The sequence below is a fragment of the Sphaerisporangium sp. B11E5 genome, assembly GCF_039871875.1.
In the GTDB taxonomy this organism is placed as follows: Bacteria; Actinomycetota; Actinomycetes; order Streptosporangiales; family Streptosporangiaceae; genus Sphaerisporangium.
Window position 1 is genome coordinate 15,087 of sequence record NZ_JBDPMD010000054.1, and the last position, 13,950, is coordinate 29,036.

10 protein-coding genes are annotated in these 13,950 nt (G+C 72.2%); 5 read left to right on the plus strand and 5 right to left on the minus strand.

The genetic code is table 11. The features are described 5' to 3' along the window. Window positions 1-16 precede the first annotated feature (16 nt). Both ABGB17_RS32895 and ABGB17_RS32900 read left to right on the plus strand, forming a co-directional pair. Entirely contained in the window at window positions 17-1,000 is a 984-nt protein-coding gene (locus ABGB17_RS32895) for a hypothetical protein (protein WP_347637136.1), read from the plus strand. Window positions 1,001-1,137: 137 nt separating this feature from the next. Beyond that, complete coding sequence (locus tag ABGB17_RS32900; RefSeq protein ID WP_347637138.1) at window positions 1,138-2,346, plus strand: hypothetical protein; 1,209 nt, start codon at window positions 1,138-1,140, stop codon at window positions 2,344-2,346. A 4-nt stretch (window positions 2,347-2,350) separates the two neighbouring features. Here ABGB17_RS32900 and ABGB17_RS32905 read toward each other — a convergent pair whose 3' ends face one another. The 5 genes from ABGB17_RS32905 to ABGB17_RS32925 all read right to left on the minus strand — a co-directional run bounded on the left by ABGB17_RS32905 (window position 2,351) and on the right by ABGB17_RS32925 (window position 9,866). Continuing rightward, window positions 2,351-4,684, minus strand: coding sequence for a hypothetical protein (locus ABGB17_RS32905; protein ID WP_347637140.1), 2,334 nt, complete (start codon window positions 4,682-4,684; stop codon window positions 2,351-2,353). Beyond that, entirely contained in the window at window positions 4,674-5,768 is a 1,095-nt protein-coding gene (locus ABGB17_RS32910) for a hypothetical protein (RefSeq protein ID WP_347637142.1), read from the minus strand. Before ABGB17_RS32910 ends, ABGB17_RS32905 begins: the two co-directional genes overlap by 11 nt. Next, a complete protein-coding gene (locus ABGB17_RS32915; RefSeq protein WP_347637144.1) occupies window positions 5,765-6,550 on the minus strand; it encodes a hypothetical protein in 786 nt (261 codons plus the stop codon). The genes ABGB17_RS32910 and ABGB17_RS32915 overlap by 4 nt, the downstream gene beginning before the upstream one ends. Window positions 6,551-6,706: 156 nt before the next feature. Next, entirely contained in the window at window positions 6,707-8,575 is a 1,869-nt protein-coding gene (locus tag ABGB17_RS32920; RefSeq protein ID WP_347637146.1) for an N-acetylmuramoyl-L-alanine amidase, read from the minus strand. A gap of 88 nt (window positions 8,576-8,663) precedes the next feature. Then, the gene (locus ABGB17_RS32925) at window positions 8,664-9,866 is read right to left on the minus strand and encodes an FAD-dependent monooxygenase (RefSeq protein WP_347637148.1); all 1,203 of its coding nucleotides are present in this window, start codon (window positions 9,864-9,866) and stop codon (window positions 8,664-8,666) included. A 78-nt stretch (window positions 9,867-9,944) separates the two neighbouring features. Between ABGB17_RS32925 and ABGB17_RS32930 the strand changes: the two genes are divergently transcribed. The 3 genes from ABGB17_RS32930 (at window position 9,945) to ABGB17_RS32940 (ending at window position 12,203) form a co-directional block, all read left to right on the plus strand. Beyond that, complete coding sequence (locus tag ABGB17_RS32930) at window positions 9,945-10,478, plus strand: TetR/AcrR family transcriptional regulator (protein WP_347637150.1); 534 nt, start codon at window positions 9,945-9,947, stop codon at window positions 10,476-10,478. Between the two features lie 120 nt (window positions 10,479-10,598). Beyond that, window positions 10,599-11,573, plus strand: coding sequence for a GlxA family transcriptional regulator (locus ABGB17_RS32935; RefSeq protein WP_347637152.1), 975 nt, complete (start codon window positions 10,599-10,601; stop codon window positions 11,571-11,573). A gap of 6 nt (window positions 11,574-11,579) precedes the next feature. Beyond that, window positions 11,580-12,203: a DJ-1/PfpI family protein gene (locus ABGB17_RS32940; RefSeq protein WP_347637154.1), complete on the plus strand. Its 624-nt coding sequence runs from the start codon at window positions 11,580-11,582 to the stop codon at window positions 12,201-12,203. Window positions 12,204-13,950 lie beyond the last annotated feature (1,747 nt).

Consider the following 13,950-nt stretch of genomic DNA (forward strand, 5'->3'; position numbering starts at 1 on the left):
AGGGGAGGGGGCGGCCGTGACCACCTCGGCAGGCGACCGGCGGGTCGCGCACGTCATCGAGGCGGCGCACGCGGGCGAGGCGCACCGCAGGCTGATCGCCTACTGCCGCCGCGCCGTCGAGACCGGCGCGGGCCTCCACTGCGTCTCCCATTTCGGCAGCGGGGTCTTCGACTTCTCGGTGGACGTGCTGGAGGCGGGCGACTGCGAGGACGTGCTCGGCATGCCGTGCGCGCAGGCCCGCGAGCAGTACGTCCGGGTCGCGCGCCAGCTCGTGGCCCGGCACGCGGACTTCGACGAGTCGCTCACGGCGCTGCGGTCGGGCTCGCTGATGCGCATGATCGTCGAGGCGGGCGGCGTCGCGCTGCACTGCGGGCGGCTGCGCGCCGGGGAGCACCTGGTGGGCGCCACACTGCACGCCGAGCAGGTCGAGGCCATGGACCGCGCGATGAGCGGCCTGGTCACCGAGATCCGCGTGCGGGAGTTGCGCCTCAGCGACGAGCACCCCGGCGGCGACCACGGCATGGCACAGTCCCGGCCGCGGCTGACGTCCGGGCCGCACTTCGAGACCGGGCCCGCGCTCGGCACGCCGTCCCAGGCCAGGCTGTTCGACCTGTGGGCGGGCGCCGTCAACGCCGAGGACCTGCACTACCTGGCGCTGTACAAGGGCTGGTCCCCGGCCTGCGCGGGCGACGCGTTCGGCGACCCGGCGCTCGGCCTGTGGTTCACCGACATCACCCTCGGCACCCGCCGCGCGCTGTACCGGGACATCGCCCGGCGGCTGCGCGCCGACCTGGCCCGGCTGCGTCACGCGCTGCGGCACATCGTGGACGCCCCGGTCGAGCGCCTGGTGCTGGACGTGGAGGCCGGGGCGCTGTACGTGCACTGGCTCGGCACCGCTCCGGGGGACTTCCTCCTCGGGGTCACGTTTTTCCAGGACAAAGTGCATTACGCCGAGAATCGCATGCGTGAGGTGGCCGAAGAAGTGCGCGCCGCCGGATAGACGTCCCGGAAATCCGACCGCCAAAACCCGTGAAAGGCATATTTCCCTTACTGCGAAGCAGTGGCAACAACTCGGTGTTCGCTTATCATTGCCGGTAGAGCGGAAGCGCCCCCCGCATCGGGGTTGGAGGGACACCAGTGAAGGTGATCGCCCGGTTCACCCGTACCCCGGCGGGCCGTCTCGCCTCCGTTCTCCTCGTCGCCGGCGCCGGCCTGCTGATCGCCGGGTACGGCGACGCGCCGGCCGTCGCCACGGGCTCCTGGTACATGTGGGGCGTCGGCGCCCTGCTCGCCGTCGGCCTGTACGGCAGCGCGTCCGGCATCCCCCGCGAGGCGGTGCGCGACTGGCGCGTCGTGCTGGCGGCGGTGACGGTCGGGGTGCTGCTCAAGACGGCGCTGATCGCCGCGGTCATGTACGCCGCCGCGGGGCTCGGGCCCGCCGCGATGCTGCTCGGCGTCGCCGTGGCGCAGATCGACCCGCTGTCGGTGGCCGCCATCACCGGCAGTTCCCGCATGTCGCGCCGCGCCAAGGCCCTGCTCAGCGCGTGGGCGTCGTTCGACGACCCGGTCACCGCGCTGCTCACCGTCTACCTGATCTCGTTCGCCGTGGGCGGCGCCGGCCCGGTCGGCGGCCTGTCCGGGTACGCCACCGGGCTCGCGCTGAACGCGGTCTTCGCCGCCGTGGTGTTCGCCCTGTGGGCGCTCGCCCGGTCGTACGTGCCCGACCGGCCAGGGCCCGGAGGGGAGCCGAGACCGCCGCTGTGGTTCGGCGTCGCGGCCGGGGTGGTGCTGCTCGGGCTGGTCGCCGTCGCCGCCACCTGGTACCTCATGCTGGGCATCGCGCTGATCGGCCTGTTCTACCGGCCGGGCATCGACGCGGTGACCGAGAGGGTCACCCAGGCCGCGTTCTACGCCGCGACGTTCGTGCTCGGCCTGCTGCTCGCGGGCGGCGTCCACATCGGGCTCGGCGTGCTGCTCGGCGTCTCGGCGTTCGCCGCGCAGATCGTCGCGGGCCTGCTCATCGCCCACCGCCTCCCGGTCACCGACCGGGTGCACCTCGCGCTCGGCCAGCAGAACGGCATCACCGCCGTCATCCTCGCCCTCACCCTGCAGCCGTACCTGCCGTACGCGGTCGGCGTGGTCGCCCCCGCCATCCTCACCGTCAACGTGCTCCACCTGCTGAGCAACTCCGCCTGGGACGCCGTCCTGCGCGGCCGCCGTCCCGCGCCGCCGCCATGGGTGCGGCCCGCCCCGGCGCGTCTCGCCCGCCCGGCGGCCCCCCGTCCGGCGCGGCCCGCGCGCCTCCCCACCCGGCCGCTGCGCCCGGCGCCGCTGTCCAAGGACTGACCGGCTACGGCCGCAGGCTGGCCATCGTGGACTCGAAGACCCGCTCGCCGAGGCGGGACAACGCCTGCTCGGCCTCCGCCCGGTGGAACGACCGGGCCGCCTGCTCCATCGGGTCCAGCTCCTCGGTGAACGGCCCGAGCGCGGCCAGGCTCTCCAGCCGGAACACCGGCAGCATCTCGGCCGTGATGTCGTAGCTGCGGCAGATGACCCGCAGCCTGCGTTCCTGGTCCGTGGTCGGCGTCACCGGGCCGGACCTGACCTGGCGCACCCACTCGCCCACGCTGTCACGGAACGCCTCAAGCAGCTTCTGCAGCAGCACGGCCACCCCGACCGCCTGGAACTGCTCGCGGGTGAAGTTCAGCCGCCGCGGCCGCGTGGCGTCCGGGTCGTGCAGGCTGAACACCTGCCGGAACGTCGTGGGCACGCCGGCCATCAGCCCCACCGTGTCGAAGGCCCGGTCGAAGTGCCGCTGGATCTCCTGCGGCAGCCGGGCCCGCGAGGCCGGGCCCCGCGACCGCGCCGTGCCGGGCAGCGGGACCTCGCCGGCGTCGGAGAGCACCTGGAACAACTCGCCGAGGCGGGCGCCGGAGGAGGCGTTGATCTGCTCCACCCGCCCGTCGATGCGCTGCAGGTAGTCGAGCACGTTGGTCTGCTGGTACGCCAGCCCCTCCATGCGCTCCCGGAGCAGTTGCAGCGCGCCGTCGCGTCCGCTGTTCTGCAGCCGCAGCACCGCGTCCCTGATGGCCTCCTGCACGGCCCGCCGGAAGTGCTTGTCGCTGTACACGATCGGCTGGGTGCCGGTGAGGTCGGCCAGGCGCTGCCGCAGCGGCGCCGCGAGGTAGCCGTTCACCACGACGAGCACCTCGCACGGCGCGGAGCCGGTGTCGGCGCGGGCCGCCTCGATGACCCGTTTCAGCCGGTCGACCTGGGAGTCCAGCACCATCGAGTCGCTGGTCACCAACGCGACCGCCGCGCCGGAGCGCCCCACGGGGACCCAGAAGTCGACGTCCTCGGCCGCGTGCCCCGCGCGGTGCTCGAAGCGGGTGGAGCTCGGCTCGAACCGCCACGGCCCGGTCAGCAGCACGCTCTCCAGCGCCGCCCTGATGTCGTCCCGGGTGGCCACCTCGAACGCCTCGCGCACCGCCTCGCGCACCACGACCTCGTCGATCTCGCCCGGCGCGCCGCCGCCCCTGGCGGCCGCCAGCGTCCACGCGTGGTGGCACAACTTCAGCACCCGGCGCGGCACGCCGCCGCCGAGCTCCCGGATGTACGCGACCGCGTCCGGCAGGAACGGCGCGACGTCCCGCGCCCCGACAGGCGCGCCGGGTTCCCGCCCGGGGCGCAGGTGGCGGGCGACCAGCTCGAGCGTCTGCGGGACGGTCAGCGGCGTCGGCCGGATCGGCAGGATGCGCTCGTGCAGGCTCTCGCTGAACTCGCTCAGCGCCTCCGGCAGCACGCAGAACACCATCAGCCCGCCCACGCTCACGTAGACGTTGACGAGCTTCTCGAAGGCCTGCATGAAGTCGATGCGCCGGTCGCGCGGCCACTCCAGCGCCTTCTCCAGCATGTCGATGATCAGCACGAACCGGCGCCCCGACCTGCCGTACAGGAACGCGAACACCGCCAGCGCGTCGAACACCGAGCTCACGTCGTCGATGGGCGAGGTGATGCCGCGCTCGACGAGCACCGGCGCGGGCGGGTGGCCCATGAGCCACTCCCACACCGCGTCCTGGTACTCGGGGAACTGCAGCAGCGCGAGCGCCGAGGCGAACTTGCCGTGCTCGGTGAGCACCTGCAGCCGGTGCTCCAGGTCCCGCCGGATGGCGCTTTCCGACAACGTGTACGCCTCGATCACCGCGTGCGGGTCCAGGCGCCGCCGCCGCAGCCCGTCGGCGATGTCGCGCAGCGACCGCGTCTGGTCCAGGCTCTCGGCGGTGACGTCGGAGTAGTAGTCGAGCAGGACGTCGTAGAACGCCGCCTTCTGGTCCTTGAGGTCGTTGACCAGGCGGTCGCGGTAGATGGCGCCGAAGTCCCACACCGGCTCGTCGATCAGCCACAGCAGCGGCTCGGACGGGTGGGCGGTGACCCCGCGCACCAGGCCCCGCGCGATGTGGCTCTTGCCCGAGCCGTAGTCGCCCACCACCGCGAGCGCCCGGCCCCGGGACGGCAGGTCCTGCGCCTGATCGAGGTACGCCGCGAGCTGGCGGTTCACCGCGCGGATCGCGTCGGTCTCGACGGTGACGTACGGTGCGGCGGCACCCACCAGGGGCGCGAGGTCGTCGGAGCCGGTCAGGCGGGCCGCGGGTACCGAGGGGAACGGGTTCTCCTCAGCGCTCATCGCGACCCCTCCCTCGCCGGGACCGGGGACGGCGGATCAGCTCCGGGCTGCTGCGCCGCTGTTCGCTGAGCGCACGCACGTCATGGTCGGAGATCTCCAGCCGTCCGGCCCGGCACACGATTTCGCCGAGTTGAAACAACGAGTTCTGGAGCCAGCGTACTCTCTGAAAGTGGATTTCCGGTGACACCTCGGCCACGGTCTCCGGGGAAATGATCACATGGGGCTGGGTCAGCCCGGGGCGTCCCTGCCACACGTTGACGAAGCTCTCGGAGTCCTTGTCCTTCAGCGGCCCGATGGACAAGGCGGTCACGAGGTTCTCCTCCTCCCAGGTGAGGGAGAGACGCACGGTGTCCATGAGATCGGGCTCGGTGGTCTCGGCGAAGAACACCATGCGGCGCTCGCTGAACGTCACGTACGAGAGCAGGAAGTTGCCGTGCATCTCCTTGGAGCCGAGCCTGATGTACGGCAGGATCACCAGCGCGAAGAGCTGCCGGTCGTCCAGGAAGTCCCGCAGCCGCTGGTAGAGCTCCACCAGCGACGACCGGGTGTCTCCCGCCAGCTCCGCCAGCTCGGTGGCGTCGCCGGGGAAACGCTCGCGCACACCGATGAGCACCCGCTTGAAGATGTTGTGGTTGATGGTCTCCAGCGGGTGGAGCTGCGACTTGTTGTCGAACGCCACCTTGCGCGCGTCCCCGCTGAGGTCGATGACACAGATACCGGGGACCGCCGGGCGCGGGTGCCACAGGCCGGTTTCGTCGCCGGGGTCCTCGGCGGGGTGGCCGAGCTCGGCGGCGAGACGGGTGCGCAGGTCGTGCACGCAGCGGTGGATCAGGCTGGTCTTGCCGCTGCCCTCCACGCCGTCCACCACGACCACGTGCCCCGACCGCACCAGCATGTTGATGTCGCCGAACCGCCCGCGGAAGTGGCGGAACGCCTCCTCGGTCTCGTCCACCGGCACGTACAGCCGCTCGTGGCCCCGGTAGCGCCAGGGGCACAGCGGTGTGCCGGTGATGTACGCGAGGCGGGGCACGCCGCTCACCTGCGGTTGCATCACCGGGATGCCGAAGGTGTTGACGACGGTCACGCACCCGCCTCCCGTCCGCGGGCCCCCCGCCGGACGAGTGACTCGGCGCGGGCCACCAGGGTGGCCACGCGGCGCAGCTCCTGCTCGCCGGCCTCCCGCCGCTGCGCGTGGTTGAGGCCCGTGCCGCCGGTGCCGCCGGGGGCGACGTCGTAGGGGACCGGCAGGTCGTCGGCCAGCTTCGCCGCCTCGGCGCGGTGGCGGCCGGACACCTTGTGCTTGGCCAGCTCCACCTGCAGCTCGAACGCCCGCGCCGACACCGCGTCACCCGGGGTGCGGGGGTTGTCGATCCACGCGGTGACGTACTCGTGCGCGGCCCGCCGGAAGTGGCCCGCCGCCTGTAAGAGAGCGTCCCGGGACGCCTGCCTGCGGGTCACGGCGGCGTCCACACGCTGCACGGCCAGCGTGAGCAGCGCGCCGGCCAGCACCGGGAGCAGCAGCTCGACGAACGGCGGCAGCGCGCCCGGCTTCTCGTCCGTCACCAGTTGCGGCACGGTGGCCAGCAGGGCGTCGCAGGCGCGGCCGAAGTCGTCCGGGTGCTGGTCGCGCCACGCCCGCAGGGGGTACGTCCAGCGGCCCACCTTGAGTGAGCCGGGTTCGCCGTGAACCGCCGCGCCGAGGCGCAGGTTGACGGCCGCCTCGACGACCTGCTCGCGGTGCGCGGCGGACAGGCAGTAGACGGCGCGCAGGTCGGCGTCGTCGTCGGCGTGCGCGGCGCCGGCCGGTCCGAGCGTCGCGGCGACCCATAACAGGAGCGCAGCCCACCGGCCCCGCCGAAACCGCATCCCCTCACCCCTTCACCCTCGAAGGTCATCGGCGCCGAGGGCGAAGGAAATGGTCTCATGGGACGCGCTGGGGCTCCGTAACAACCCGGAAAACCATCGATGCGATACTCCATCGTTTCCCAGGATAAATCCCGCCGTGAATCGGCGGCGCGGCCGTCAGCGCGCGGCTGCCGCGTCCGACCGGAGCACCCGCACGTCGGCCGCCTTGACGAACGCGATGCGGTGGCCGAACTGGATCTGGAAGTACACCGCCCGGCCGCGCACCACCCGGTGGTTCCCGGGGTCGAGGGTGGTCGAGTGGTAGTACTCGCCGCGGGTGGCGCGGCCCACGGCGTACCGCTGGCCCCGCGGGAACGCGTACTGCAGCGGCGTGACGTCCTGCACCGGCACGTCGCCGGGGTACGCGCCGGGCTCGGGGTAGGCCCGGCCGTACACCGGGACCTCGTCCAGGCCGCGGCGCGGCGTGACGAGGAAACCCTCGGTGTTCACGGCGGTGGGGCGGGCGGCCGGGTTGTGGAACCAGGCGAGCCGGCCGAGGTACCAGATGGCCGTCCAGTCGCCCCTGCGCTCGGCCACGGCGAACCGCTGGCCCGTGGTGGCCCGCGCGCCGTGGTCGTACACGTCGTAGGTCGCCTCCCCGCTCGGCTTGCGGCCGATGTCGCGCACCAGCGGGGCGTCCCGGCTCGGCGCGGTGTGCAGCCGGACCGACGCCGAGCCGTGCGGCGGGCAGTCCTCGCCGGCGCCGCCGCAGCCGGTGTAGCGGGGGCGGTGGCGTGCGTAGTCGGTGCGGATCGTCACCAGCCCGGCGTCCCGGCCGCCGGTGGCCCGCACGGGATGGCCGAGGAGGTCGAAGTAGTGGGCCCAGTCCCAGTACGGCCCCGGGTCCACGTGCATGCCCGCCACCGCGCTCGGCACCGTGCCCGGCACGTTGTCGTGGCCGAGGATGTGCGCCCGGTCCAGCGGGATGTCGAACCGCTTGGCCAGGTAGCGCACCAGGCGGGCCGAGCTGCGGTACATCGCCTCGGTGTACCAGGCGCCGGCCTTGGCGAGGAAACCCTCGTGCTCGATGCCGATGGACCGGGCGTTGACGTACCAGTTGCCGGCGTGCCAGGCCACGTCCTTGGTGCGCACGTGCTGGGCGATGTGGCCGTCGGCGGACCTGATGGTGTAGTGCCAGCTCACGTACGCCGGGTCGGCCACCAGCTTGAGGGTCTGCGCGTAGGTCGCCTCGGTGTCGTGGATGACGATGTAGTCGATGCCCTGGTCGCGGGGCCGGTCGGCCAGGTCGTGGTTGCCGTACTTGCCGCCGGGCAGCCGCTGGTACGGCGCCGGCAGCCACTCGCACGCCACTCCCCGCGGGCACTCCACCGTCCGTCCCTCCCCGTTCTGCTCCGGCACGCGCGGGAGCTCCCGCGCGGGGGGCAGCGTTACGCGCTGGCCGTCGTCGGTGACCCGGGCCGCGCCGGTGCGCAGCACCGCGAACACCTCGTCGGCGAAGCACGGCCCGGCGTCGGTCCCCGCGTACCGCGCCACCGCGCCGTACCACGCCGCCGGGTCGCTCGTGGGCGGGCGGCCGAGCTCCCGCTGGTAGGCGGCGAGCAGCGCCGCGCCGCCGAGCACGTTGGCGTCCGGGTCCCCGATGAGACGCTCGCCCGGCAGGCCGGTGAGCCGCGCCGCCTCGTCCACCCGTTGCAGGGCGGGCCCGGCCGGCACCGGCGGCGGCTCGCCGCGCAGGGCCGTCCGCGCGTCGGTGATGTGCATGGGGCCGTACCCGCCGGTCACGCTCGGCACGCCCCGGTTCGCGTCCCACCGGGACTCCAGGTACGACACGGCCAGCAGCAGGTCCTCCGGCACGCCGTACGTCATGGCGGCGGCCCGGAAGGCCTTCTGGCGGGCGTGCGCGGGGTCACCAGGCTCGTGCGCGCCCGTTCTCAGGGTGCCGCACCACGAGACGCCGGCCAGCACCAGGGCCGTCATCTGGAACGCGGCACGTCGCGGCGCGCAGGGCCACGCGGGGAACAGCACGCCGGTCACCCTAGGCGAACCGACTCGTGACTTCACTCATGTCATGCGGCGTGTCAAGGCCTTTCGCCTGGCCTGATGTGGCCGCCGGTCACCCCGCCGCGTAGTCGCGCACCTCGATCGAGTCGTGCAGGCGCACCCCCTTGGTGTTCAGCTTGGCGAGGGCCCGGGTGACCCCGGCCGGCAGGGCGCTGATCAGCCGCGCCCCCTGCACCAGGCCCCAGACGCCGGACGCGGAGCCCGGCACGAGGGTCTTGGCCGCGCCGAGCGCGAACGCGCGGCTGTCGCGCACCGCCTTGGCCATCGCCCGCTCGTAGGCCGGGTAGGCCCGCGTGTGCTCGCCGCCCGCCTCGGCCAGCTCCCCGGCCAGCACATAGGCTCCCACCACGGCGAGGCTGGTGCTGCCGCCGACGGCCGGGCCGGGGCAGTACCCCGCGTCGCCCACCAGCGTGACCCGGCCGCGCGACCAGGTGTCCATGCGGAGCTGGGTGATGGAGTCGAAGTAGAACGCCGGGGTGCCGTCCAGCTCGGCCAGCCACCGGTCCACGTCCGGGTGCATGCCCTCGAACCTCTGGCGCAGCAACTCCTTCTGCCGCGGCACGTCGCGGTAGTGGTAGTCGAGCTCGCGCTCGCTGCGGAACAGGAACACCGCCCGGGCGTCGTGCATGTGCGCGGCCCGGTAGAAGCCCGCCACCCGGCCGGCCTCCACGTGGGCGGCGTACTCCCCGGCCGGGTTCAGGCCCGCCGGCAACGTCAGCACGGCGAGGTAGGCGCCGATGAACGCACTGAAGTCCTTCTCCGGCCCGAACACCAGGCGCCGCACGTTGGAGTGCAGGCCGTCCGCGCCCACCACCAGGTCGAACCGGCGCGGCGTGCCGCGCTCGAACCGCACCTCGCCGTCGTCCCCGACGGCGGTGATGCTGTCGCCGAACACGTACTCGACGTCGTCCTTGGTGGCGTCGTGATAGATCTCGCTCAAGTCGTCCCGCATGATCTCCACATGCCGGTCCGAGGCGGCGCGGAACACCTTGGTCAGGTCGAGCCTCACCGGCTTCGCGTGCCCCCGGCGGTGGATGACCATCCGGTCGGTGCCGGTGGCGAGCTTCTGCACCTGCGGTAACACGCCCATGCGCTCGCTGATGTCCATGGCCGGGCGGAACAGGTCGACCGAGTGCCCGCCGGTCTTGCGCAGCGCCGGGGCACGCTCCACCACGGTGACGTCGAAGCCGTACCGGGTGAGCCAGTAGGCCAGGACGGGCCCGGCGACGCTGGCGCCGGAGACGAGAACGTGCATGACCTCTCCCTTACTTAACGATAGGTAAGGAGCGTACCACAGTAATTTACCGATCGTTAAGTAAGCTATGCTGGGAGGATGCCGCGCCCATCCGACACCAAGCAGCGCATCCAATCGGCCGCGCGGGAGCTCTTCGCCCGCCAGGGCGTGCAGAAGACGAGCCTCCAGGAGATCGCCGACCGCCTCGGCATCACCAAGCCGGCCCTGTACTACCACTTCTCCTCACGCGAGGAACTGGTCCGCAGCATCATGCAGCCGCTCATCGACGACGGCGAGCGATTCGTCCTGGAGCAGGAGGCCAAGGGGACGGTGGACCCCCGCGAACTGCTCGACGGTTACTTCAGGTTCCACTACCGCCACCGCCGCGACATCATGCTCATCCTCACCGAGATGTCGACCATGGTGGAACTGGGCCTCATCGAGACCGTCCTGACCTGGCGCGCCCGCCTGGCCGTCCTCCTGGTCGGCCCCGGCCCCACCCTGCAACAGGCCGCCCGCGCCGTCGTCGCCCTCGGCGGCCTCCAGGACTGCACCGTCCAGTTCCCCGACGCCCCCGAGACCGACCTCCGCGAGGCCGCCGTGAACGCCGCCTGCGCCGCCCTCGGCATCTGACACCCCGCCACCTCGGCGGCGCCGCGTCCCGTCCCGCACGAGGCCGGGCCGGCTTCCGCACCGCCGTGGCGTAAAACGCAATAACCGTGTCGTTGACGCCATCCCACCCGGCTGACGAGCATGGATGCCATGCAGCGCCGCGTCGTCATCGTCATCTACGAGGGCTTCCAACTCCTCGACCTCGCCGGCCCCGCCGACGTCTTCACCACGGCGAGCCTCCTCACGGGTGACCCCGGCTACACCGTCGACGTGGCGGCCCCGCAAGCAGGCGAGGTCACCGCCCTCGGCGGCGTCACCGTCACCGCCCGCACCGCCCTGGCCGACGTCCCCACCCCCATCGACACCCTGATGGTCGCCGGCGGCCTCGGCACCCGGCACCACCTGGACGACCCAGACCTCACCTCACACCTCACCCGCCTGGCCGCCGCCTCCCGCCGCGTCACCTCCGTCTGCAGCGGCGCCTTCCTCCTCGCCGAATCCGGCCTGCTCACCGGCAAACGCTGCACCACCCACTGGCTGGTCGCCGACCAGATGGCCACCCGCTACCCCGGCATCTACGTCGACCCCGACCCCATCTACGTCAAGGACGGCGACACCTGGACCTCGGCAGGCGTGACCGCGGGCATAGACCTCGCCCTGGCCCTGGTGGCCGAGGACCACGGCCACGCCCTCGCCCGCGACGTGGCGAGCGGCCTCGTCGTCTACCTCCACCGCCCCGGCGGCCAGAGCCAGTTCAGCACCCCCCTGCACGCCGCCACCCCACCCACGGAAACCCTCCGCGACCTCCAGGCATACATAGACGCCAACCCCGGCGAAGACCTGAGCGTCCCCGCCCTGGCCCGCCGCGCCGGCATGAGCGACCGCCACTTCTCCAGGGTCTTCACCCAGCAGACCGGCATCTCCCCAGGCCGCTACGTGGAACGCAGCCGAGCCGACGCCGCCCGCCGCCTGCTGGAGACCACCACCCACCCGCTGCCGACCATCGCCCGCACCACCGGCCTCGGCGCCCCCGAAACGTTGTACCGAATCTTCCGCCGCCACTGGCGAATCTCCCCCGGCGACTACCGCCGCCGCTTCCAGTCCAAGGAGCCCTGACCCACGATGCGCGTAGCCATCCCCCTGTACCCCCGCTTCACCGCGTTGGACGCCGTAGGCCCCTACACCGTCCTCGCCTTCGCCCCCGGCTTCGACGTCACCTTCATCGCAGAAACCCCCGGCCCCGTGGTGGACGACCAGGGATCCCTCTCCATAACCGCCACCGCCACCTACACCGACCTCCCCGCCCCCGACATCATCCTCGTCCCCGGCGGCCCCGGCACCCTCGAAGCCATGTCCGACCACCCCCTCCTGAACTGGCTCAAGCAAGCCGACCCCCACACCAGATGGACCACCTCCGTCTGCAGCGGCTCCTACCTCCTCGCCACCGCCGGCCTCCTGACCGGCCGCAAAGCCACCACCCACTGGGCCCTCCTCGACGGCCTGACCAACCTGGGCGCCACCCCCGTCGCCGACCGAGTGGTCATCGACGGCAAGTACGTGACCGCCGCCGGCGTCTCCTCCGGCATAGACATGGCCCTCACCCTCCTCGCCGAAGCCACCGACATCCCCACCGCCGAGAGCGTCCAACTGGCCATGGAGTACGACCCCCAGCCCCCGTTCCAAGCGGGTTCTCCGAAGACGGCATCCCCAGAGGTGAGGGAACGAGCCCTCGATCTGATCGTCTGACGGTCAGTAGCAATCCGGGATCCACTGCGGCACCGGGGTCTTGATGCGGCCCAGCGCACCGGTGGATCGCGTGGAGCGCCGAGACCGCGTCGAAACGAACCTGATCGGCGACGGTTGAGTCGACCACTATCTCGCGCAAGGCCAGGAGAGCCGCCTCTTCGTACGGCTTGCCGTACCAGCCGAGTTCCTCGGCGATGTGGCGACGTTGATCAGCGGGAACGTCCGTCTCCCGTAGCGTCCGCGTGGCCGCCTCCGCCGCGGCCATCCGGTACGCGGGATCGAACGCGGCGAGTGTTTGCATCATGAGGGCCCATTCCGCCGGGTCATCGCCTAGTTCGTCGGCGAGCCGGCGGAGCACTCGCACGGCCTGGTCCCTGAACGCGTAACCCAGTTCGCCGAGCGCTTTCGCCGAGGCTCGCCGCTCGGTGACGTGCTGCGTCGGGTCGTCGGTCATACGGACAAGGATCCTCGCTGCCATGGCACGGTGCTCGGCACCGGCCCCGGCCAGGGTCACCACGGCCTGCCGGAGACGCTCGGCATCGCCGGTCGGAGCGTTGTCCAAGCGGATAAGTGCTTCGAGGACGTGTGCGCCGCTCTCTCGAGCGAGGACGGCGCGGGTCGCCCATGCCGCGGCGCGGTCCGCATCGTCCACGGTGGGGTCCTGGGCGAACCGATGGAGTGCGACAGCGGCACGAGCGCGGTGCTCGCCTGGGAACCTCGTCAAGAGCAGGGCGATGTGATGCCTCTCCGCCGCGCCGTGCGCCGGGTCGGCGAGAAGTTCGTGGAGCACCTCCGCAGCGTGGTCACGATGCTCGTCGCTCAGCTTTGCCAATGCTTGCGCCGCCTGCCGGCGCACCCCGGCTTCGGCGCCGGTGTCCGAGACGACGCGGTGGAGCACCTCGGCGGCCATCGGGCGAGTCGGGGCGCCTAAGCTGATCAGCGTCGTAGCGACGCGTAGTTTCTCGTCGGCGTCGACGGCCGGGTCGCGGGCGATGGCCCCTAAGATCTCCCCCAGGTGGGGCCTGCGGTCATGGTCGAGCTCGGCCAGCGCGACGGCCGCCTCCGTCCGTTCCCACACACTCGTGCTGGTATCGGCGACGAGTTCGGCCAGCGCGTCCATCGCCTGTGCGCGCCGGACGGAGCCGAAACGGGCGAGGAGGTCGGCCGCCATACGCCGTTCCCACGCGCAGAGGGTCCTGTCCTGGGTGATGGCACTGAGCAGGTCGGCGCCGCGTTCCCGCATGAACACGCTGAGCCGTGCCAGGCCCATGGTCGCGGTCATACGGGTTGCACCGTCATACGCCGGATCGGCGGCGATCCCGGCCAGCGACTCGATGGCCTCGTGATACCACCGGCCGTCGGCGTCGGCGAGCGAAGCCGTCGCGAGGGCGCGGGCCAGTCTGGCCTCGGCGTCCTCGCCGGTGAACCGGCCCAGTGCCTCTACCGCGAGACGCCGGGCCGCTGGACCTGATTGGCTCAGTGACTCGATGGCCTGGAACCGGCTCCAGACGTCGGTTCGTTGATCGATAGCAAGGCGGTGAAGGTGCCGCCGCGCGAGCTCACGGGCCTTAGGGGAAGGCAGCCGCCGTAACCGCTCGGCCGCCCGGCGGCGGACGGCGGCGTGGGCCGGCTCGTCTGCGGCCAGCCGATCCAGAACGCCGATTGCCCGGGCGGAGGCCGCCGGATCCTCGGACATGAGCGCTTTCGCCGCGTCCAGGCGTGCCTCCGGCTCCGCTGCCGAGTCGGA